The sequence below is a fragment of the Micromonospora sp. M42 genome (genome assembly GCF_000568915.1).
In the GTDB taxonomy this organism is placed as follows: domain Bacteria; phylum Actinomycetota; class Actinomycetes; order Mycobacteriales; family Micromonosporaceae; genus Micromonospora; species Micromonospora chalcea.
This window is the reverse complement of record NZ_KK037233.1, coordinates 2,873,664-2,893,660: the sequence shown is the minus strand read 5'-3', so window position 1 is coordinate 2,893,660 and position 19,997 is coordinate 2,873,664. Positions and strand designations below refer to the sequence as shown.

Sequence of the window (19,997 nt, the reverse complement as noted above, 5' to 3'; positions counted from 1 at the left end):
GGTACGGGTCACAGCCGCCGAGCACCACCGGGGCGTCCACCTCCCGCCCGTCGGCGAGTGTCACTCCGGCGGCGGCGCCCCCGGTCAGCCGGATGGCGGTGACCGGCGCGTCGGCCACGATCCGCGCGCCCGCGCGCACGGCGGCCTCGGCGAACGTGCGGGACACCGTGCCCATGCCGCCCCGGGTGATCATCCAGGTGCCGTCCGCGCCGGGCAGCCGGCACATGTTGTGCACCAGGAAGTTGTGCCCGGTGCCGGGGTCGTCCGGGCCGGCGTTGAGCCCGGACAGGCCGTCGGTGACCGCGTACATGCTGACCAGCAGCTCGGAGCGGAAGTCGAAGCGGGCCAGGTGGTCGGCGACCGAGCCGCGTACCAGGTCGACGAAGACCTGCCGCAGCGCGGGCCGCACGTAGCGCTCGGCGGTCTCCTCGACCGGCAGCGGCTCGGCCAGCCACGCCGGGGCGAGATCCTCCCGCAGCTGGGCCAGCTCGGCGTGCAGCGCGTCGTCGGCTGCCACGTCGGCGGGGGAGAACATCTCCGCGAGCTGCCGCCGGCTCGCCGCCACGTCGCTGCCCGCCAGCAGGTACGGCGAGCCGAGCCCGCCCGGCGTGGGCAGGAAGTAGTGCGGGTCGCGGCGCAGTACCGGGATGGTCACGTCGAGCGTGGCCAGCAGCTCCGGGGGCATCAGCCCGAGCAGGTACGACCCGGTGGAGTGACGCAGCCCCGGCACCTTCGGGAACGGGTTCTCGGTGCGGGTCGCGCCGCCGATCACCCCGGACGCCTCCAGCACCAGCACGTCCAGGCCGGCGCGGGCCAGCAGGATCGCCGAGACCAGGCCGTTGTGCCCGGCGCCGACCACCACGACGTCGGCGCGGGACGGCAGCTCACTCGCGTCGCTCCCGGTGCGTTCGCTCATGCCGCGACCCTAGCGGCGGCCGGGCACGGGCGGGAGGGTTCGCAGCGGGGCGCTACCGTTCCCGGCATGTCTCCGGCTGTCCAGATCGCGCTCGCGGTGGCGCTCGTCGTGGTGGTGTTCCTGCTCCTGCTCGTGCTGCGGCGCGACCGCCCCCGGGACCTGGTCGCCCCGGATCGCCCGGCCGGCGGCGGGCAGGCCGAGGTGCTCCGCCTGATCCACGCGGGGCGCCGGGTCGAGGCGGTCAAGGTGCTGCGTGAGCAGACCGGCCTGTCGCTGCTGGAGGCGAAGCAGGCGGTGGACGCGCTGGCGGCCGGCGGGTCCTGGTCGCCCGGCCCTCCGGCGCCCGGAAAGGGCGTCGACGACGCGGTGCGGGCCGAGGCCGCGCGGCTGCTGCACCGGGGCGAGAAGATCCAGGCGATCAAGGTGGTACGCGAGCACACGCACATGTCGCTCGCCGACGCGAAGCGGTACGTCGAGGGCCTCTGACGCCGGACGGCCGTCACCGGGCGTTCACCTTATAGTGGCAGTTGTCGATGCATTTCCGTCCTACCGTCGACGGGACACCCACCGCCTCCGGGAGGTAACCCCCGATGGATCGTCGTACCGTCCTGCGTGCCACAGCCGTCGGCGGCGCCGCCGCTTTCGCCGGTGGTCTCTGGGCCGCCGCGGCCGCACCGGCCCAGCCCGCCCAGCCCGGCCCCGGCCCGTACGGCGACCTGCTGTCCGCCGACGTCAACGGTCTCCAGTTGCCGGCCGGCTTCACCAGCAGGGTGATCGCGCGTTCCGGGCAGCGGGTCGCCGGCACCTCGTACACCTGGCACCCGGCGCCGGACGGCGGCGCCTGCTTCCCGTCCGGCGACGGCTGGATCTACGTCTCCAACTCGGAGGTGCCGCTCGTCGGCGGCGCGTCGGCGGTGCGGTTCGCCGCCGACGGCGCGATCGCCGCCGCGTACCGGATCCTCGGCGGCACGAACGTCAACTGCGCCGGTGGGCCGACCCCGTGGGGGACGTGGCTGTCCTGCGAGGAGGTGCCGCTGGGCCGGGTCTTCGAGACCTGGCCCGAGGGTGGCCGGGCCGGCGAGGAGCGGACCCGGATGGGCCGCTTCAAGCACGAGGCGGCGGCCTGCGACCCCCGGCGGCGGGTGGTCTACCTGACCGAGGACGAGTCGGACGGCTGTTTCTACCGGTTCGTGCCGGACACCTGGGGTGACCTGCGCACCGGCCGGGTGCAGGTGCTCTGCGCCCCGGACGGCCAGGTCACCGGCCCGGTGACCTGGCGGGACCTGCCGGACCGGGACGGGTTCCCGGTGCCCACCCGCCACCAGGTGGGTGCCGCGCAGACGTTCAACGGCGGCGAGGGCTGCTGGTACGCCGACGACACCTGCTGGTTCACCACCAAGGGCGACAACCGGGTGTGGGCGTACGACGCGGTGAACCAGCGGCTCGACCTCGCGTACGACGACTCGCTGGTGCCGGCCGGCGCCGCGCCGCTGACCGGCGTCGACAACATCACCGGCACCGCCGGCGGCGACCTCTACGTGGCCGAGGACGGCGGCAACATGGAGATCAACGTGATCACGCCCGCCGGTGTGGTGACCCCGTTCCTGCGGCTGCTCGGGCAGTCCGAGTCGGAGATCACCGGGCCGGCGTTCTCCCCGGACGGCAGCCGCCTCTACTTCTCCTCCCAGCGCGGCACCAGCGGCGCCCGGGCCGGCACCGGCGGCATCACGTACGAGGTGCGCGGCCCGTTCCGGCGCTGACGCCGCCCGTCAGGCGCGGGCCGCCTCCCGGGCGGCCCGCCACCGGCTCGCCGCCAGCGTCGCGGAATAGCCGGACAGCACGATCACGTGGAACAGGTACAGCCACAGCAGCACCGCCACGCCGCCGCCGATCTCGTCGAAGCCGCCGAACGGCACGCCCAGGTCCAGCGGCAGCGAGCAGAACAGCACGAAACCGTGCAGGAAACCGGACAGGTTCGCCGCCGTGAACGAGCCCAGGACGACGGTGGCGAGCCAGTCCGGGGAGGCCGGGCCGACCACCCGGAACACCCAGATCAGCACCGGCGTGAGCACCAGCCACACCGCCAGGAACGACAGCACGACGCCGAGCGCGCCGATCCAGCCGCCCTGGCGTACCAGCCGGGTGGTCAGCGGCAGCCCCAGCAGGATCGACAGCAGCAGCGCCGGGGCGGGTGCCAGCAGCGGGAGCAGCAGCAGGCGACCCCGCCAGCCGACCAGCGCACCGGACTCGGCGCGCGGCTCGGCCACCGAGACGAACGCGCGGCGCAGCCCTTCGCCGTACAGCGAGGCCGGCAGCAGCGAGGCCAGCGCCAGCAGCGGAGTCAGCCCCAGCCCGGCCTCGACCAGCGCGGCCGCCGCCCGGTGCGCGCCGATCTCGGTGGGCAGCGTCTCGATCGCGTACCCGGTCAGCCGCCGCACCCGGTCCGCCCCGGCGAGCAACCCGGTCAGCCAGATCGCCAGCAGCGCCACCGGCACCACGGCGATCGCGCCGTAGAACGTGATCGCGGCGGCGTGCAGGGAGAGATCCCGGCCGCGGACCGGCCGGAACGCCGCAGCCGTGATCCGCTTCGCCCGATCCCACCCGTCGCCCATCGCCCTCTCGTTCCCCGTACGGCCCCGCGCCACGCATTACGATCCGGCGGCATGACGATCGCCACGACCGACCGGCTGGTGCTCCGGGACTGGACCGAGTCCCCGGACGACCTGGCCCGGATCTACGACATCTACTCCCGGGACGAGGTGATGCGCTGGCTGGGCGGCGGCAAGGGCCGGATGACCGACCCGTCCGAGGCGCGCGAGCGGGTCCGGTCCTGGCACGAACGCTGGGCGCCGTACGGCGGCCGCTGGGGCCTGTGGGCGATCGAGCCGCGCGCCGGCGGGCCGGTGGCCGGGAGCATCCTGCTCAAGCCGCTCCCGGGACGCGACGGCGTCACGCTGACCGACGACATCGAGGTCGGCTGGCACCTGCACCCCGACGCCCAGGGCAACGGCTACGCCACCGAGGCGGCCCGCGCGGTGCTGGAGCGCGAGTTCGCCACCGGCACCCCGAGGGTGTACGCGGTGGTGATGGCCGGGAACGACCCTTCGATGGCGGTGGCCCGGCGCCTCGGCATGACGCACGTGGGCGTGCGCACCGACTGGTACGGCGGTGCCGAGGTTGAAACGTTCGTCCTGGAACGTCCGGCCTGAGCCGTGCCGTTGGCAGTTCGCCCTCGGCCTCCTACGGTGGTGGGGATACGGGGGAGGCACTGATGGTCGACGGTGGCGACGCAGCGCGTTGGCTGCACCTCCACGCCGCCCGGGGCGGCCCGGACGACCTGTCGCTCCTGGTGAACCGGGTCGCGCCCGCCATCGGGGCCACCGACATCGTGATCTACCTGGCCGACTACACGCAGTCCTCGCTCGTACCCCTGGTCGGCGCGGGCGCGCCTCGGGACGAACTCACGATCGAGACGACGCTGGCCGGCCGGGCGTTCACCTGCCTCCAGGTGCAGCGCGCTCCCGACCGCCCGGACCGGCTCTGGGTGCCCCTGCTGCTCGGCTGCGAACGGCTGGGGGCACTGGAGATCGTGTCGTCGCGCGCCGGCGACCCCGCGCTGGACCGGCCGGCCTGGGAGGTTGCGGTCGCCGTCGCTCAGGTCCTGGTGAACCGCCGGCTCTACGGCGACGTCGTGGAACGGATTCGCCGCCGCCTGCCGATGCAGGTCGCCGCCGAGACCGTGTGGGGGCTGCTGCCGCCGCTGACCTTCGCAACGGACGAGCTGGTGATCACCGCCATCCTCGAACCGTGTTACGACGTCGGCGGGGACATCTTCGACTACGCGCTCAACGGTGACGTGCTCAGCGTCGGGCTCTTCGACACCTGCGGGCACGGGATCAAGGCGAGCGCGATGGCCTCGCTCGTGGTCAGCGCGTACCGCAACGCCCGGCGTACCGGTCTCGACCTGGTCGACACGGCGATCAGCATCGACAGGTGGGTCCGCTCCGAACACCCCGGCCTGTTCGCGACCGCGCTGCTCGCCGAACTCGACCGGCGGACCGGCGTGCTGCGGACCATAAACGCCGGCCACCCCGGCGCCATGCTGCTGCGGGACGGCAAGGCCGTCCGGGCACTGCCCGGACCGACCGCGCTGCCGCTCGGGCTGGGCAACCTGTCGATGCGGCGCCCGCGGGCGCACGAGGAGGCGCTGCACCCGGGCGACCGCATCCTCGCGTACACCGACGGCATCACCGACGCCCGGGGCGACGACGGGGAACGGTTCGGGCTGGACCGGCTCGTCGACTTCGTCGAGCGTGCCCTCAACGAGCGGCTGCCCAGCCCGGAGACGATGCGCCGACTGGTGCGCGCCGTCCTCGCCTACCAGCAGGACCAGCTCGACGACGACGCCACCGCGCTGTTCCTGGAGTGGCAGCCCTCGCACCTGCCGTTGGCGCACCTGGAGCACCTCACCGCGCCAGACGGGACGATCGCGTCCCCGTAGCGTCGAGGAGGCGATCGAGGCGTGATCGACACCGGTTCGCCGAAGTGGTGTCATCGCGGCGCCTGGGATGCCACCACCTCGGCGAAGTGGAGTCGATCATGCCGCCGGGCACTCCGGGACGAACCGGGGTGAGGCGCTGGGGAACAATGGTCCGGTGACCACTCCCCGAGATCTCGTGCTGCTCGGTTCGACCGGCTCGATCGGCACCCAGGCCATCGACATCGTCAAGCGCAACCCGGACCGCTTCCGGGTGGTGGCCCTCGGCGCGGGTGGCGGCAACGTGGAGTTGCTCGCCGCGCAGGCGCTGGAGCTGGGCGTGGAGGCGGTCGGCGTGGCCCGCGCATCCGCCGCGCAGGACCTTCAGCTCGCGTTCTACGCCGAGGCGAGCAAGCGCGGCTGGGCCACCGGCGACTTCAAACTGCCCAAGATCGTGGCCGGGCCGGACGCGATGACCGAGCTGGCGCAGTGGCCGTGCGACGTGGTGCTCAACGGGGTGGTCGGCTCGCTGGGCCTGCCGCCGACGCTGGCCGCGCTGCACGCCGGGCGTACCCTCGCCCTGGCCAACAAGGAGTCCCTCGTCGCCGGCGGCCCGCTGGTCAAGGCCGCCGTCTCGCGACCGGGGCAGATCGTCCCGGTCGATTCCGAGCACTCTGCGCTGGCGCAGTGCCTGCGCGGCGGCGCCCGGGGTGAGGTGCGGCGGCTGGTGGTCACCGCCAGCGGCGGCCCGTTCCGGGGGCGGGGGCGCGACGAGCTGACCGCCGTCACGCCGGAGCAGGCGCTGGCGCACCCGACCTGGAACATGGGCCCGGTCGTCACGATCAACTCCGCCACGATGGTCAACAAGGCGCTGGAGGTGATCGAGGCGCACGAGCTGTTCGACGTGCCGTACGCCGACATCGAGGTGATGGTGCACCCGCAGTCGGTGATCCACTCGATGGTCGAGTTCACCGACGGGTCCACGCTCGCCCAGGCCAGCCCGCCGGACATGCGGCTGCCCATCGCGCTGGGCATCGGCTGGCCGGACCGGGTGCCCGAGGCGGCCTCGGCGGTCGATTGGACCACTGCCCACACCTGGGAGTTCTTCCCGCTGGACGACGCGGCGTTCCCGGCGGTCGCGCTGGCCAAGGCGGCGGGTGAGGCCGGGTGCTGCCGCCCGGCGATCTACAACGCGGCGAACGAGGAGTGCGTGGCCGCGTTCGTCGCGGGCCGGCTGCCGTTCCTCGGGATCGTCGACACCCTCCAGCGGGTGTTGGAGGACGCACCCGATTTCGACGAACCAGGTACCGTCGAGGACGTGCTCGCCGCCGAGTCGTGGGCACGGGCGCACGCCCAGGAGATCATCGTCGGGTCGGTGGAAGGAGCTCGATGAGCTATCTGCTCGGGGTGGTGCTGTTCGCCCTGGCGATTCTCATCTCGGTGAGCCTGCACGAGGCGGGGCACATGCTGACCGCCAAGGCGTTCGGGATGAAGGTCACCCGCTACTTCGTCGGCTTCGGCCCGACGCTGTGGTCGTTCAAGCGGGGCGAGACCGAGTACGGCATCAAGGGCATTCCGCTCGGCGGGTTCTGCAAGATCGTCGGCATGACGCCGCAGGACGACGACGTCGAGCCCGGGGACGAGAAGCGCGCGATGTGGCGCTACCCGGTCTGGAAGCGGACGATCGTGATGTCCGCCGGCTCGATCACCCATTTCGCACTGGCCCTGATCGCGCTCTGGATCATCGCGATCACCGCCGGCCTGCCGAACCCGAAGTTCCCCTCCACCGAGGACGGCTTCAAGGCGGAGCCGGCCGTGATCGCGCTGGCCCCCTGCGTCGTGGTGGAGAACGCGGCCCGCGCCTGCCAGGCCGACGACCCGGCCAGCCCGGCCGAGAAGGCCCAGCTCAAGGACGGCGACCGGATCACCGCGGTGAACGGCCGGCCGGTCTCCACCTGGGGCGACATGCTCGACGTGGTCCGGGCCACCCCGCCCGGCGCGGCCACCGTCACCTTCGAGCGCGACGGCCGGCCGCAGGAGGCCCGGGTCGACCTGGCCGCGGTGCAGCGCCCGCCGCTGGACGATCCGAAGGGCGCCACCTCGTCGGTCTCCGCGCTCGGCGTCGCCCTGCGGCCGAGCACCCCGCCGCGGGTCGAGTACGGCCCGATCGCCGCGTTCGGCGCCACCGCCGACTTCACCGGCACCATGGCGGTGCAGACCGCGCACGCCATGCAGCGCATCCCGCAGAAGGTGCCCGCGCTGTGGAGCGCGATCACCGGCAGCGAGCGCGACATGGACACCCCGATCAGCGTGGTCGGCGCCACCCGGCTCGGCGGCGAGGCCGTGGAGAACAACGCCTGGCTGGTGTTCTTCATGCTCTTCGTGTCGCTGAACTTCTTCATCGGCGTGTTCAACCTGCTGCCGTTGCTCCCGCTGGACGGCGGGCACATCGCCATCGCCTGGTTCGAACGGGCGCGCTCCTGGCTGTACGCGCGCATCGGCCGCCGGGATCCCGGCCGGGTCGACTACCTCAAACTCATGCCGTTCACGTACGCGGTGATCCTGATCGGTGGCGCGTTCACGCTGCTGACAGTCACCGCCGATGTCATCAACCCCATCACGCTCTTCTCAAGGTGAGTGCCTGAAGTGACCGCTGTCAGTCTCGGTATGCCCCCCGTACCGCCGCCGCCGCTGGCCCCGCGCCGGGCCAGCCGCCAGATCATGGTCGGTTCGGTGCCGGTCGGCGGCGGCGCGCCGGTCTCGGTGCAGTCCATGACCACCACCCTCACCGCCGACGTCAACGCCACGCTCCAGCAGATCGCCGAGCTGACCGCGTCCGGCTGCCAGATCGTCCGGGTCGCCGTGCCGTCGCAGGACGACGTGGAGGCGCTGCCCGCGATCGCCAAGAAGTCGCAGATCCCGGTGATCGCCGACATCCACTTCCAGCCGAAGTACGTCTTCGCGGCGATCGACGCCGGCTGCGCCGCGGTGCGGGTGAACCCCGGCAACATCCGGCAGTTCGACGACAAGGTCAAGGAGATCGCGCGGGCCGCCGGCGACGCGGGTGTGCCGATCCGGATCGGCGTCAACGCGGGCTCGCTCGACAAGCGCCTGCTGGCCAAGTACGGCAAGGCCACCGCCGAGGCGCTGGTCGAGTCGGCGCTGTGGGAGTGCTCGCTGTTCGAGGAGCACGGCTTCCGGGACATCAAGATCTCGGTCAAGCACAACGACCCGGTGGTGATGATCCGCGCGTACCGGCTGCTGGCCGAGAAGTGCGACTACCCGCTGCACCTCGGCGTCACCGAGGCCGGCCCGGCGTTCCAGGGCACGATCAAGTCGGCGGTGGCGTTCGGCGCGCTGCTGGCCGAGGGGATCGGCGACACCATCCGGGTCTCGCTGTCCGCCCCGCCGGTCGAGGAGATCAAGGTCGGCGCCGCGATCCTGGAGTCGCTGGGCCTGCGCGAGCGCGGCCTGGAGATCGTCTCCTGCCCGTCCTGCGGGCGGGCGCAGGTCGACGTCTACAAGCTGGCCGAGGAGGTCACCGCCGGTCTGGAGGGGCTGCCGGTGCCGCTGCGCGTCGCGGTCATGGGCTGCGTGGTGAACGGTCCGGGTGAGGCCCGCGAGGCAGACCTGGGCGTTGCCTCGGGCAACGGCAAGGGCCAGATCTTCGTCAAGGGCAAGGTCGTCAAGACCGTGCCCGAGGCGCAGATCGTGGAGACGCTGATCGAGGAGGCGCTGCGGATCGCCGACGAGATGGGCGCCGAGATCCCCGAGGAGCTGCGCGACCTGGTGCCGGGCGGCGCCACCGTCACCGTGCACTGATCTGCTTTTCGCGTCGCCGTGCGGCCGTCCCCGTCGGGGCCGGCCGCACGCGCCGTCTCAGGGCCGGGGCACGGCGGCGAACGGGGAGAGCGTGAACCAGCCGGGCGCGGCACGCCGCAGCGCCTCCGGCCCGCTCACCTCCACCGCGCCGCCGCGCAGCGCCGCCGCCCACCCCAGGTCGCCCATCCAGACCTGGACCAGGGCACGCAGGTCCGCGGTGACGGTCACCGTCACGTCGTGCCCGGGGTCGATGTCGCAGACGTCGGCTTCGCCCGCCGCGATCACCAGCCACCAGTCGCGCTGCGCCGCCGGCACGTCCCGGAAGCGGAACCGCACGACGGTACGCCCCGGCGGGACCGCGTCGTGGTCGACGTGCCGGTGCATGTCCCACAGCAGCAGCTTCGGGTCCAGGTCGGCGTCGCCCAGCTCGCCGATCCAGCGCACGCCCCAGGCGCCGAGCGCCTCCAGCACGGGCCGCAGCTCCCGCCCGGCGGCGGTCGGGACGTAGCGCACGTCGGCGCCGTCGACCCGCCGCTCCACCACCCCGGCGCGGACGAGCTGGTGCAGCCGGCGCGACAGCAGCGTGGGCGACATCCGGGGCAGGCCCCGGCGCAGCTCGTTGAAGCGTTCCGAGCCGCTGACCAGCTCCCGGACCACGAGCAGCGTCCACCGCTCGTCGAGCAGTTCCATGGCCTTCGCCACGGGGCAGAACTGGTGGTAGGAGGCCCCCATGGCGGGCACGCTACGCCCGGCCCGGCGGCCCGGCCAGGCGCCTGTCGGGAGCGGTACAGATCTCGTACTGGGGGCCGTGTCGTCCGCTGCCTAGCGTCCTGTGCAGGGACGACAGCTGAGGAGCGACAGATGATCGAGGAACGGGAACAGGACGCGGCGGTGAAGGCCCGGCACCGCGCGATGTGGGCGCTGGGCGACTACTCCGCAGTGGCCGCGCAGGTGATCCCGCAGTTGGGGGCGACGCTGGTCCGGGCCGCCGGAGTGGGCCCGGGCATGCGGGTGCTGGACGTGGCGGCCGGGACCGGCAACGCGGCTCTGCCGGCGGCCCGGACCGGCGCGCAGTGGTGGCCGGGGACCTCACCCCGGAGTTGCTGGCGATCGGGCGGGCGGCAGCCGAGCGGGAGGGCATGACGCTGACCTGGGAGGAGGCGGACGCGGAGGCGCTGCCGTACGCCGACGGCGCGTTCGACGCGGTGCTGTCCTGTGTGGGCGTGATGTTCGCGCCCCGGCACCGGGTCGCCGCCGACGAGTTGCTGCGGGTGTGCCGGCGGGGCGGGACGATCGGCCTGGTCAACTGGACCCCGGAGGGCTTCGTGGGCCAGTTGTTCGCGGCCATGCGGCCGTTCGCGCCGCCACCGCCGCCGGGCGCGCAGCCGCCCCCGCTCTGGGGCGACGAGAACCACGTCCGGGAGTTGTTCGGCGACCGGGTCGACGCGCTGACGCTGGGGCGCGACGCCGTGGTGGTGGACCGGTTCGCCACGCCGGGGCAGTTCCGGGACTTCTTCGCGACCCACTACGGGCCCACGGTGGCGGTCTACCGGGCGAACGCGGGCGATCCGGAGCGTACGGCCGGGCTCGACCGCGCGCTGACCGACCTGGCCGCCCGGCACCTGGACGGCGGCGTGATGCGCTGGGAGTACCTGCTCGTCACCGCGCGCCGGGCCTGACGGCACGCCGGTCGTGGTCCGGCCGGCGTGCCGTCGCGGCGGCAGCGCTCACTCGGACTCGGCGAGGATGGCGTAGAGCTTGCGCCGCGTCTCGTCGAGCACCTGCGCGGCGCGGGCGCGCTGGTCGTCGGTGCCGGTGGTCATCACCTGCCGCAGCGCCTGCATGGCCTGCGCGCCGGCGTCGCGGATGTCGTGCCAGCTGTTTACCGTCTGCTCGGCGAACTCCGCCCAGGGCGGGGTCTGCGCAGCGGCGGTCGCCTCGGCCTGGCCCTGTTCGGTGAGCGCGAAGCGTTTGCGCCCGCCCTCGGAGTCGGCGGCGGTCGCGATGACGCCCTCGTCCTCCAGCAGTTGCAGCGTCGGGTAGATCGAGCCGGGGCTGGGCCGCCAGGCCCCGCCGGTGCGGGAGTCGATCTCCTGGATCATCTCGTAGCCGTGCATCGGACGTTCGGTGAGCAGGGCCAGCACGGCGCCGCGCACGTTGGGCCGCCGGCCTCGTCCGCGCCCGCCGCGGCCCCGCCCATGGCCGTGCGGTCCGGGCGGGAAGGGCGGCGGACCGGGGGGTACGGGCGGGAAGCCGAAGCCGCCCCGGCGGCGCATCTCGTCGTGCATGGCGTGCATGCGTCGGTGGAAACCCATCAGGGCTCTCCTTCTGTCGTCGTATCACTGATGCATCAACGATATATCGGCAATGCATCGCCGACAAGACGCGGATGAAACTCGGCTGTAAACCGTACGTTCGTACTGTTAGGCTGCCGGCGTGCGCCTGCTTCCCGAACCGGGCCCGTCCCGGACCCTCGCCCTCTCCACGCTCGTCAACACCGTCGGGCGGGGCACCTGGCTCACCGCCAGCGCGCTCTTCCTCACCCGCTCGGTCGGGCTCACGGTGGCCGAGGTCGGCGTGGCGCTCACCCTCACCGCGTTGGTCAGCCTGGTGGCGAGCACGCCGATGGGCTACCTGGCCGACCGCCTCGGCCCGCGCGGGCTCCAGATGGCCGCGCTGCTCGCCTCGGCCGGGTGCACCGCCGCGCTGGTAGCGGTGCGCTCGTTCCCCGGATTCCTGGCCGTCGGCGTGCTGATGGCGCTCGCCGACGCGGGCACCCGGGGCGCCCGGGGCGCGCTGATCGCCGGCGCCGTCCCACCCGACCAGCGGGTCCGCACCCGCGCCTACCTGCGCGCGGTCACCAACGTCGGCATCTCGGTGGGCACCGTGCTGGCCGGGTTCGCGCTCGCCGCCGACACCCGCGGCGCGTACGTCACGCTGATCCTGCTCGACGCCGCGACCTACGTGCTGGCGGCGGCGGTGCTGCTGCGGCTCCCGCCGGTCCCGCCGGTGCCCGCCCCGGCGCACGGACCGCGGCTGATCGCGCTGCGGGACCGCCCGTTCCTCGCCTTCACCGTGCTGGACGGGCTGATGTCCATGCACTTCTCGCTGATCAACATCGCCCTGCCGCTCTGGATCGCCGGGCACACCACCGCGCCCAACTGGCTGATCTCCGTCTGCCTGCTCGTCAACACGGTGGTGGTGATCCTGTTCCAGGTCCGCGCCTCGCGGGGCACCGAGGACCTGACCGGCGCGGGCCGGGCCGCCCGCCGGGCCGGCGTCCTGCTCGCCGGCGCCTGCGCGCTGTTCGCCGCCGGTGGCGGCGTGCCGGTCGCCTTCGCGGTGCCGCTGCTGCTGGCCGGCGCGCTGGTGCACGTCGTGGGGGAACTGTGGCACGCGGCGGCCGGCTGGGGCATCTCGTTCGGGCTGGCCCCGGCGCACGCGCACGGCCAGTATCAGGGGGCGTACGGGATGGGCATGCAGCTCGGCTCGATGGTCGCCCCGGTGGTGGTGACCACGCTCGCGATCGGCTGGGGCGTGCCCGGCTGGCTGGTGCTCGGCGGGGTGTTCCTGCTGCTCGGCGCGCTCGTGCCGCCGGTGGTGCGGTGGGCCGCCCGGACCCGGCCGCCCGTGCCCGAACCGGCGCCCGTGACGGTCGGCTGAGCCGCCGCTCACCGGAGCGGTCCGGGGTGCCCGGTCGGCCCGCGCGCCCCGGCGCGGATCTGGCAGGCTGGTAACCGTGCTCACGATGCCGGTACGCCAACTCGGGGAGTCGGAGCGCCGCGCGGTCGAGCGGCTGCTCGACCTCGACCCGTACGCCGGCGCGCAGGTCGCCGAGCGGGTGGCGGCGCGCGGGCTGGCCTGGTGGCGGGCCGAGGCGCGGATCCTCGGCTACGGCTCCCGCCGCAACCTGGAGTCGATCTGCTGGCTGGGTGGCAACCTGACGCCGGTGCTCGCGTCCGAGCCGGCGGTGACCGCGTTCGCCGAGCAGTTGAGCGGGCAGGAGCGGCTCTGTTCCTCGATCGTGGGCCGCGCCGACGCCGTACTCGGGCTCTGGGACCGCCTCTCCGCGTACTGGGGGCCGGCCCGGGACGTACGCCCGAACCAGCCCTTGCTGGCGACTGACGCGCTGCCCGCCGTGGCGCCCGACCCGGACGTGCGGCGGGTGCGCGGCAGTGAGGTCGACCGGCTGTTCCCGGCCGCGGTGGCGATGTACACCGAGGAGGTCGGGGTGTCGCCGCTGGCCGAGGACGGCGGGCGCGGCTACCGGCGCCGGGTGACCGAGCTGGTGCGCGCCGGCCGCGCCTACGCCCGTTTCGTCGACGGGCGGGTGGTCTTCAAGGCGGAGCTGGCGGTGGTGACCCGCCGGACCGCGCAGGTGCAGGGCGTCTGGGTGGCGCCCGAGTGGCGGGGCCGGGGCATCGCCACCGCCGCGATGGCCGCTGTGGTGCGCGACGCGCTGGACCGGGTCGCGCCCACCGTGAGCCTCTACGTGAACGACTTCAACCTGCCCGCCCGCCGGGTCTACGAGCGCTGCGGCTTCCGCCCGGTCGGCACGCTCGCCACAGTGCTGTTCTGAGGATCACGTCCCGCCGGAGGTCCCGAACCGGACACCCGGCGCTAGGCTGGGCATGTTTTTATACTGACTAGTCAGTTCGGAATTCGGGGTCTGATGAACATCGTCGAGACCAGCGGCCTGGGGCTGCGGACCCGCCGCGGCTGGGTCTACCGGGACGTCGACCTCACCGCCGCGAGCGGTGAGCTGGTCGCGGTCACCGGCCCGCCCGGCAGCGGACGCACCTCGCTGCTGCTCACGCTGGCCGGGCGCTTCCCGCACAGCCACGGCGAGCTGCGCCGCCGGGGACCGGCCGCGCTCGGCCAGGTGGCCGGCGTGCACGAGCCCGACCCGACGCTCACCGTCGCCGAGCACATCACCGAACGGCTGCTGCTGCTCGGCCCGGTACCGCGCCGCCGTCGGCGCCTGGTGCCGGTGGCCGCGGTGCGGGCCCGCCGGGCCTACCGCCGCGACGCCTACGCCGCCGCCGTCGCCGGCGCCGGCCTCACCGACGCGCCACTCGACCCCGACCGGTACGGCAGAGACCTCACCCCCGTCGAACGGCAGGTGCTCGGCCTGGTGCTGGCCAGCCTCGGCGGCCCCAGCCTGATCGTCGCCGACGACGTGGACGCCGGCGCCGACCGCCCCGAGCGGGAGTGGATGTGGGGCGCGCTGGAACGCCTCGCCGATCAGGGGTACGCGGTGGTCGCCAGCGCCCGCGCGGTCGAACCCGGCGTCGCCGCCACCGTGCACCGCATCGGCGACCCGGCAGTGCCCGCCCCCGCCCTTCCCGCCGAGCCCGCTCCCGCCCGTCCCGCCGAGGTGCCCGCATGAGCGTCCTGCGACTTGCCCTGTTCGAGCTGCGCCGGATGACCCGGGGCCGGCTGCCGCGCGCCGCCCTGGCCGTGCTCACCATCGTTCCGCTGCTCTACGGCGCGCTCTACCTGTACGCGTTCTGGGATCCCTACGGGAAGATGGACCGGATCCCGGTCGCCCTGGTCAACGCCGACCGCCCGGCCACCGCCGGCGACGGCAGCGAGGTGCACGCCGGGCGCGACCTCACCGAGAAGCTGCTCGACCGCAAGGTGTTCGGCTGGACCGTCACCGACCAGGCCGACGCCGCGAAGGGGCTGCGCGACGGGCGCTACCACCTGGTCTTCTCCATTCCGGAGGACTTCTCCGCCTCGCTCGCCGCCGGCCCGGAACCGGACCGTCCGGCCCGGCAGGGTGAGCTGAAGGTCGTCAACGACGACGCCACCAACTACCTCTCCGGCCTGCTCGCCCGGTCGGCGTTCAGCGAGATCCGGGCCGCCGCCGCGCAGAGCACCGCCGCCACGTACTTCGACAAGATGCTGATCGGCTTCACCGACGCCAAGGCCGAGACCGGCCGTGCCGCCGACGGCGCCGGGAAGATCGCCGACGGGCTCGGCAGCTCCCAGCAGGGCGCGGGCAAGATCGCCGACGGGCTCGGTGACGCCTCGGACGGCGCCGGTCAGCTCGCCGGTGGACTGAACCAGTTCGTGCAGGGCGCGGACAAGCTCGCCAAGGGCCTCGACCAGCTGCGCACCGGCGCCGCCCAGCTGGCCGACGGCGCCGGACGCGCCGCCACCGAGACCAAGGCCGCGGCGGCGACGGTGAACGCCGCAGCCGACAAGTACGAGCCGGTGCTGCGCCGCAACGCCGACAGGATCGAGAAGGCGGCCACGCTCGTCGCCGACGGCGCGCAGCAACTCGCCGCCGGGCTGGACGCGCTCCCCGGCAAGGCCGCCGAGGTGGTCGCGACCGCCGAGGAGATCCGCGACCGGCTCGACGCGGTCGCGAAGGAACACCCCGAGCTGGCGGACAACCCCGACTTCGCCGCCGCCCGCAAGGCCGCCGACCGGGCCGTCACGCAGGCCCGCTCCGTGGTGGCCGCGCTGGACCGGACCGACATGGCCACGCTGCGCAAGCAGATGACCGACGTGGCGAAGACCGCACGCGAGGTCGCCGCCGCCGCGCCGCACCTGGCCGACGACGTCGCGTCCGCCCGCGCCAAGGTCAACGAGCTGGCCGGCGGGCTCGCCACGCTGGCCCAGGGCAGCGCCAAGCTCCGCGACGGCCTCGGCGACGCGTCGACCGGCGCGAACGAGCTGCGCGGCGGCCTCTACCGGCTCGCCACCGGCGCCCGCCAGCTCGACGGCGGCCTGGCCCAGCTCGGCAGCGGCAGCAACCGGCTGGTCGACGGGCTGACCCGGCTGGAGGGCGGCGCCGGCGACCTCGCCGACGGGCTCGCCGCCGGGGAGCGGAAACTACCCGGGTACGACGACGCGACCACCCGCGCCGGCGTCCTCGGCGACCCGGTCGGCCTGATCCGCGACTCGCAGAACCCGGCCGGCTCGTACGGCGTGGGCTTCGCCCCGTACTTCCTGTCGCTGGCGCTCTGGGTCGGCGCGATGATCACGTACATGCTGTTGCGGCCGGTCAACCGGCGGCACGTGATGTCCGGCGCGCCCGGCTGGCGGGTCGTGCTCGCCGGGTGGCTCCCGGCCGCGGGCATCGGCCTGGCCCAGGTCACCGTGCTCTACACGGTGGTGACGCTGGCGCTCGGGCTCGACCCGCGGCACGGGGCGGCCACGTTCGGGCTGCTCGCGCTCACCTCGCTGGCGTTCACCGCGATCATGCAACTGCTCGGCGTGGCGCTCGGCCCGGCCGGGCGGCTGGCCGCGCTGGCGCTGCTGATGCTCCAGCTCACCTCGTCCGGCGGCACCTACCCGGTGCAGACGTCGCCCGGCTTCTTCCAGGCGATCCACCCCTGGCTGCCGATGACGTACGTGGTGGACGGCCTGCGGCACACCATCAACGGCGGCACCACCGCCCCGGTGGTCACCGGCGCGCTGGTGCTGCTCGCGTTCGGGCTGGGCGCCATGGCGCTCACCGTCGGCGCGGCCCGCCGCTCCCGCCGGCTGACCCCGGCCAAGCTGCACCCCGAACTGACCATGTGAGGATGAGCCGGTGACGGACGGACGGACACGCCGGCGCGAGGACACCCGCCAGCGCCTCTTCGTGGCGGCGGTGGACCTCATCGCCGAGCAGGGATTCTCGGCCACCACGGTGGACGACATCGCGGCCCGGGCCGGCGTGGCGAAGGGGACCGTCTACTACAACTTCGAGTCCAAGACCGTCCTGTTCGAGGAGCTGCTGCGGCACGGCATCGGCCTGCTCACCGCCGAGTTCCGGGCCGCCGTCGACGGGCTGCCGCCGCTGGAGGCGCTGGGCGCGCTGGTCCGCGCGCAACTGGAGTACATCCGCCGCTACCGCGCCTTCGCCCAGCTGCTGCTCTCGGAGATGTGGCGGACCAACCGGGAGTGGCAGCAGACGCTGCGGCTGCTGCGCGGCGAGGCCATCGCGGTGATCGCCGACACGGTGCAGGCCGGCGTGGACAGCGGCGACCTCCCGGCCGACCTGGACGTGCGTACCGCCAGCTCGGCGCTGTTCGGCGTCGGGCTGGTGGTGGCGGTGGACTGGCTCGTCTTCTCGCCGGACCGCTCGATCGACGAGGTGCAGGAGTCGCTGCTCGGCATCGTCCGGCGGGTCGCGCGGACCTGACCAGCGGTCGGTAATTCGGTTGATTCCGGGCCGCCGGAAGGGTGAGGGTGAGGTCACCGCCCCCACCGATCCGAGTCCGGAGGACCTTCCATGCGCCTGCTCCGAGATCTCTGGGCCACGGCGCCCCGGCGGATGGCGGCGGTCCTGCTGCTGATCGTGCTCGGGGCCGGTGGCCAGGCGGCCGCGTCCGCGCTGGCCGGGCCGGTGCTGGTGCACCGTTCGTCCGGCTGGTTCGTCGCGCTCGCGGTGGCGCTCGTCGCCGCAGTCGTCACCGACCTGCTGATCGGCCTGATCATGGCGCGGCTCACCGCCGACTGGTCGGCCGACGTGCGGCGGCGGCTCTGCCGGGTCGCGCTCGGCCAGGACCTGCCCACCCTGGAGACCACGCCGGTCGGCGAGTTGCTCGACCGGATCGACAACGACGTCTACCAGGTCGCCGCCGAGATGCGGAACACCGGCGTACGGCTGGCGCAGGGCCTCGCGGTCTGCGTCCTCGCGACGGTGAGCGCGCTGATCGTCTGGTGGCCCGCCGGTGTCGGCATGATCGTGCTCACCTCCCTGCTCGCGGTGACGCTGCGCCGCCCGACCGCCCGGATCGCCCCGGCCCGGATGGCCGAGGAGGAGGCGTGGTCGGACCTCGCGGCGGTGATGGAGGAGGCGGTGCACGGGCAGGACGACGTGCGCACCAGCCTCGCCCGGCCGTACGTGCTGCGCCTCTACGCCCGCCGCGCGGCCGAGGTGATCGCCCGGTGCGTCCGGGTGTTCCGGCTCTCCGCCCGGGTCACCGCGGCCGCCGCCGGCGCGGTCCGGATCGGCATCGCCGGTGTGGTGCTGGGCGGCGCGTGGGCGCTCGCCACCGGCCGCGTGGACGCCGCCCGGCTGACCGGGATCTGGCTGCTGGCCATCGCGTTCGGCGCGACTGTCGAGCACATCGCCCGCTGGGTGCCGCACCTGCAGCAGGCGTTCGGCGCGTGGGGCCGGGTGCAACTGCTCGCCGGGTCGCCGCAGGAGCCGGAGGGCGGGGCCACCCCGGTCGACGGCGACCTGACCGTGCGCGGGCTCACCTACCGCTACCCGGCCGGCGGGGACGAGCGCGGGCCGGCGCTGCGCGACGTGCGCCTCGACTTCGTCCGGGGCCGCTCGTACGCGCTCGTCGGGCGTACCGGCTCGGGCAAGTCGACGCTGGCAAAGGTGCTCACCCGGGCGGTGGACGTGCCCCGCGGCACGGTGTTCCTCGGCGACACCGACCTGGTCGACCTGGACGTCGAGGAACTGCGCCGGTGGATCGCCGTGGTGCCGCAGCGCACCGAGATCCTGGCCGGCACGCTCGCCGAGAACGTGGCGCTGTTCGACCCGGAGCTGCTGGACGCTGCCGAGCGGGCGCTGGCCGAGCTGGGCCTGTCCGGCTGGATCGCCGAGTTGCCCGACGGCGTGCACACCCGGCTCGGCGACGGCGGCTACGTGCTCTCCGCCGGGCAGGAGCAGCTCGTCGCATTCGCCCGCATCCTGGTCCGCGACCCGCACGTGGTGATCCTCGACGAGGCCACCGCGCGGCTCGACCCGGTCACCGAGAACCGGGTACGCGAGGCCACCGAACGGCTGCTCACCGACCGGATCGGCATCGTCATCGCGCACCGGCTCTCCTCGGTGCGCCGCTGCGACGAGGTGGTCGTGATGGCCGACGGAGCGGTGCTGGAGGCCGGTCCGCTGCGCGAGTCGGCCCGCTTCGCCGAACTGCTCGCCACCAGCCACGCCGGGGCGTACGCCGGAGTGGGCGCCCGGCGCGGCGGCGTCGACCTGCTCGACGCGCCCGCCTGGGACGACGCGCCCGCGACGCCCACCGCGCCCGCGACGCGGCCGGCCGCCGTGCCGCGCGCCGACCCGCCACCCGCGCCGCCCGCGCCGCCCGCGCGGACCATGCGCGAGATCCTCCGGCTGGGCCTCAACGACCCGCGGTACGGCCTGATCTCGGTCGGCCTGTTCATCGTGATGACTGTGCTCGGGATGGACGGCGCGGTGCTGCCCTGGCTCTGGGCCGACCTGGTCGGCGGCGGCGACCCGTGGCTGCCGGCGCTGGGCATCGTGGCCGCGCTGCTCGTGGTGCTGCCGCTGCCGTACCTGACGAACCTGTGGTTCCCGCAGTGGTGGATCCGGCAGATGCTGCGGATCAGCGCCCGGCTGGTGCACGGGCAGACCGGCGCGCGCCGGGTCAGCGGGCACACCCCGGCCGAGGTGGTGGCCCAGGGCGGTGACACCGACCGGGTGGTGCACCTGGCCGACAACCTGATGGACCAGTTCATCTCGCTGGTCATCGTGGTCACCATGACGCTGGTGACCGGCAGCTTCGTACCGGCGTTGTTCTTCGTCGGCACGATGGTGGTCTCCGGGCTGGCGGCGACGCTGTTCGGGCCGAGGCTGGAACGCACCGCGGCCGGCACGGTGAAGGCGCGCGCCGCGTTCGCCACCGCGCTGGTCTCCGCGCTGTCCGCCGCCCGTACGGTCAAGCTGGCCGGCGCCACCCGCCCGGTGCTGCGGCACCTCGCCCGGCTCGACGAGGTACGCAGCGAGCGGCAGCGGCGTGAGATCGCCATGCAGGTGTGGGCCCGGTCCACCCCGTCGGTGGCCAGCGGCCTGCTGCCGAT

19 protein-coding genes are annotated in these 19,997 nt (G+C 74.0%); 15 read left to right on the top strand and 4 right to left on the bottom strand.

Going from position 1 to position 19,997, the window contains the following annotated elements; genetic code table 11:
• The coding region (locus MCBG_RS13020) for a phytoene desaturase family protein (RefSeq protein ID WP_043325877.1) at positions 1 to 916 on the bottom strand (916 nt) is incomplete at its 3' end.
• Positions 917 to 982: 66 nt separating this feature from the next.
• On the opposite strand from MCBG_RS13020, the gene MCBG_RS13015 reads away from it, so the two are divergent.
• Both MCBG_RS13015 and MCBG_RS13010 read left to right on the top strand, forming a co-directional pair.
• Positions 983 to 1,402: a 50S ribosomal protein L7/L12 gene (locus MCBG_RS13015; protein WP_043325875.1), complete on the top strand. Its 420-nt coding sequence runs from the start codon at positions 983 to 985 to the stop codon at positions 1,400 to 1,402.
• A gap of 104 nt (positions 1,403 to 1,506) precedes the next feature.
• Positions 1,507 to 2,676 carry an alkaline phosphatase PhoX gene (locus tag MCBG_RS13010; protein WP_043325872.1) on the top strand — a complete coding sequence of 390 codons (1,170 nt, stop codon included), beginning with the start codon at positions 1,507 to 1,509 and terminating at the stop codon, positions 2,674 to 2,676.
• A gap of 9 nt (positions 2,677 to 2,685) precedes the next feature.
• Here the strand turns inward: MCBG_RS13010 and MCBG_RS13005 are convergent, their stop codons facing one another.
• Positions 2,686 to 3,528 carry a YhjD/YihY/BrkB family envelope integrity protein gene (locus tag MCBG_RS13005; protein ID WP_043325870.1) on the bottom strand — a complete coding sequence of 281 codons (843 nt, stop codon included), beginning with the start codon at positions 3,526 to 3,528 and terminating at the stop codon, positions 2,686 to 2,688.
• Between the two features lie 51 nt (positions 3,529 to 3,579).
• On the opposite strand from MCBG_RS13005, the gene MCBG_RS13000 reads away from it, so the two are divergent.
• The 5 genes from MCBG_RS13000 (at position 3,580) to ispG (ending at position 9,215) form a co-directional block, all read left to right on the top strand.
• Positions 3,580 to 4,125: a GNAT family N-acetyltransferase gene (locus MCBG_RS13000; RefSeq protein ID WP_043325869.1), complete on the top strand. Its 546-nt coding sequence runs from the start codon at positions 3,580 to 3,582 to the stop codon at positions 4,123 to 4,125.
• A 62-nt stretch (positions 4,126 to 4,187) separates the two neighbouring features.
• Positions 4,188 to 5,417 (top strand): PP2C family protein-serine/threonine phosphatase, encoded by a 1,230-nt coding sequence (locus MCBG_RS12995; RefSeq protein WP_051611199.1) that lies wholly within the window; start codon positions 4,188 to 4,190, stop codon positions 5,415 to 5,417.
• Between the two features lie 154 nt (positions 5,418 to 5,571).
• The gene (gene dxr / locus MCBG_RS12990; RefSeq protein ID WP_043325867.1) at positions 5,572 to 6,786 is read left to right on the top strand and encodes a 1-deoxy-D-xylulose-5-phosphate reductoisomerase; all 1,215 of its coding nucleotides are present in this window, start codon (positions 5,572 to 5,574) and stop codon (positions 6,784 to 6,786) included.
• Entirely contained in the window at positions 6,783 to 8,030 is a 1,248-nt protein-coding gene (locus tag MCBG_RS12985; protein ID WP_043325866.1) for a M50 family metallopeptidase, read from the top strand. Before dxr ends, MCBG_RS12985 begins: the two co-directional genes overlap by 4 nt.
• 9 nt (positions 8,031 to 8,039) lie before the next feature.
• On the top strand, positions 8,040 to 9,215 hold the full coding sequence (gene ispG / locus MCBG_RS12980; protein WP_030504228.1) for a flavodoxin-dependent (E)-4-hydroxy-3-methylbut-2-enyl-diphosphate synthase: 1,176 nt from the start codon (positions 8,040 to 8,042) through the stop codon (positions 9,213 to 9,215).
• A gap of 57 nt (positions 9,216 to 9,272) precedes the next feature.
• Here the strand turns inward: ispG and MCBG_RS12975 are convergent, their stop codons facing one another.
• On the bottom strand, positions 9,273 to 9,947 hold the full coding sequence (locus MCBG_RS12975) for a winged helix-turn-helix transcriptional regulator (RefSeq protein ID WP_043325864.1): 675 nt from the start codon (positions 9,945 to 9,947) through the stop codon (positions 9,273 to 9,275).
• A gap of 129 nt (positions 9,948 to 10,076) precedes the next feature.
• Between MCBG_RS12975 and MCBG_RS35185 the strand changes: the two genes are divergently transcribed.
• Together MCBG_RS35185 and MCBG_RS12970 are read left to right on the top strand one after the other, a co-directional pair.
• Complete coding sequence (locus tag MCBG_RS35185) at positions 10,077 to 10,358, top strand: class I SAM-dependent methyltransferase (protein ID WP_282596224.1); 282 nt, start codon at positions 10,077 to 10,079, stop codon at positions 10,356 to 10,358.
• Positions 10,292 to 10,894 carry a class I SAM-dependent methyltransferase gene (locus MCBG_RS12970; RefSeq protein ID WP_369799304.1) on the top strand — a complete coding sequence of 201 codons (603 nt, stop codon included), beginning with the start codon at positions 10,292 to 10,294 and terminating at the stop codon, positions 10,892 to 10,894. The genes MCBG_RS35185 and MCBG_RS12970 overlap by 67 nt, the downstream gene beginning before the upstream one ends.
• Positions 10,895 to 10,942: 48 nt before the next feature.
• Here the strand turns inward: MCBG_RS12970 and MCBG_RS12965 are convergent, their stop codons facing one another.
• Complete coding sequence (locus MCBG_RS12965) at positions 10,943 to 11,530, bottom strand: PadR family transcriptional regulator (RefSeq protein WP_030504225.1); 588 nt, start codon at positions 11,528 to 11,530, stop codon at positions 10,943 to 10,945.
• A gap of 121 nt (positions 11,531 to 11,651) precedes the next feature.
• Between MCBG_RS12965 and MCBG_RS12960 the strand changes: the two genes are divergently transcribed.
• The 6 genes from MCBG_RS12960 to MCBG_RS12935 all read left to right on the top strand — a co-directional run.
• Positions 11,652 to 12,878 (top strand): MFS transporter, encoded by a 1,227-nt coding sequence (locus MCBG_RS12960; protein ID WP_043325862.1) that lies wholly within the window; start codon positions 11,652 to 11,654, stop codon positions 12,876 to 12,878.
• A gap of 76 nt (positions 12,879 to 12,954) precedes the next feature.
• On the top strand, positions 12,955 to 13,794 hold the full coding sequence (locus tag MCBG_RS12955) for a GNAT family N-acetyltransferase (protein WP_043325861.1): 840 nt from the start codon (positions 12,955 to 12,957) through the stop codon (positions 13,792 to 13,794).
• 93 nt (positions 13,795 to 13,887) lie between these two features.
• Positions 13,888 to 14,604: an ATP-binding cassette domain-containing protein gene (locus tag MCBG_RS12950; protein WP_043325859.1), complete on the top strand. Its 717-nt coding sequence runs from the start codon at positions 13,888 to 13,890 to the stop codon at positions 14,602 to 14,604.
• Positions 14,601 to 16,751 carry a YhgE/Pip family protein gene (locus MCBG_RS12945; RefSeq protein ID WP_043325858.1) on the top strand — a complete coding sequence of 717 codons (2,151 nt, stop codon included), beginning with the start codon at positions 14,601 to 14,603 and terminating at the stop codon, positions 16,749 to 16,751. The genes MCBG_RS12950 and MCBG_RS12945 overlap by 4 nt, the downstream gene beginning before the upstream one ends.
• A 10-nt stretch (positions 16,752 to 16,761) precedes the next feature.
• Entirely contained in the window at positions 16,762 to 17,355 is a 594-nt protein-coding gene (locus MCBG_RS12940; protein ID WP_030504220.1) for a TetR/AcrR family transcriptional regulator, read from the top strand.
• Positions 17,356 to 17,445: 90 nt separating this feature from the next.
• A partial coding sequence (locus MCBG_RS12935; protein ID WP_043325857.1) for an ATP-binding cassette domain-containing protein occupies positions 17,446 to 19,997 on the top strand: 2,552 nt, incomplete at its 3' end.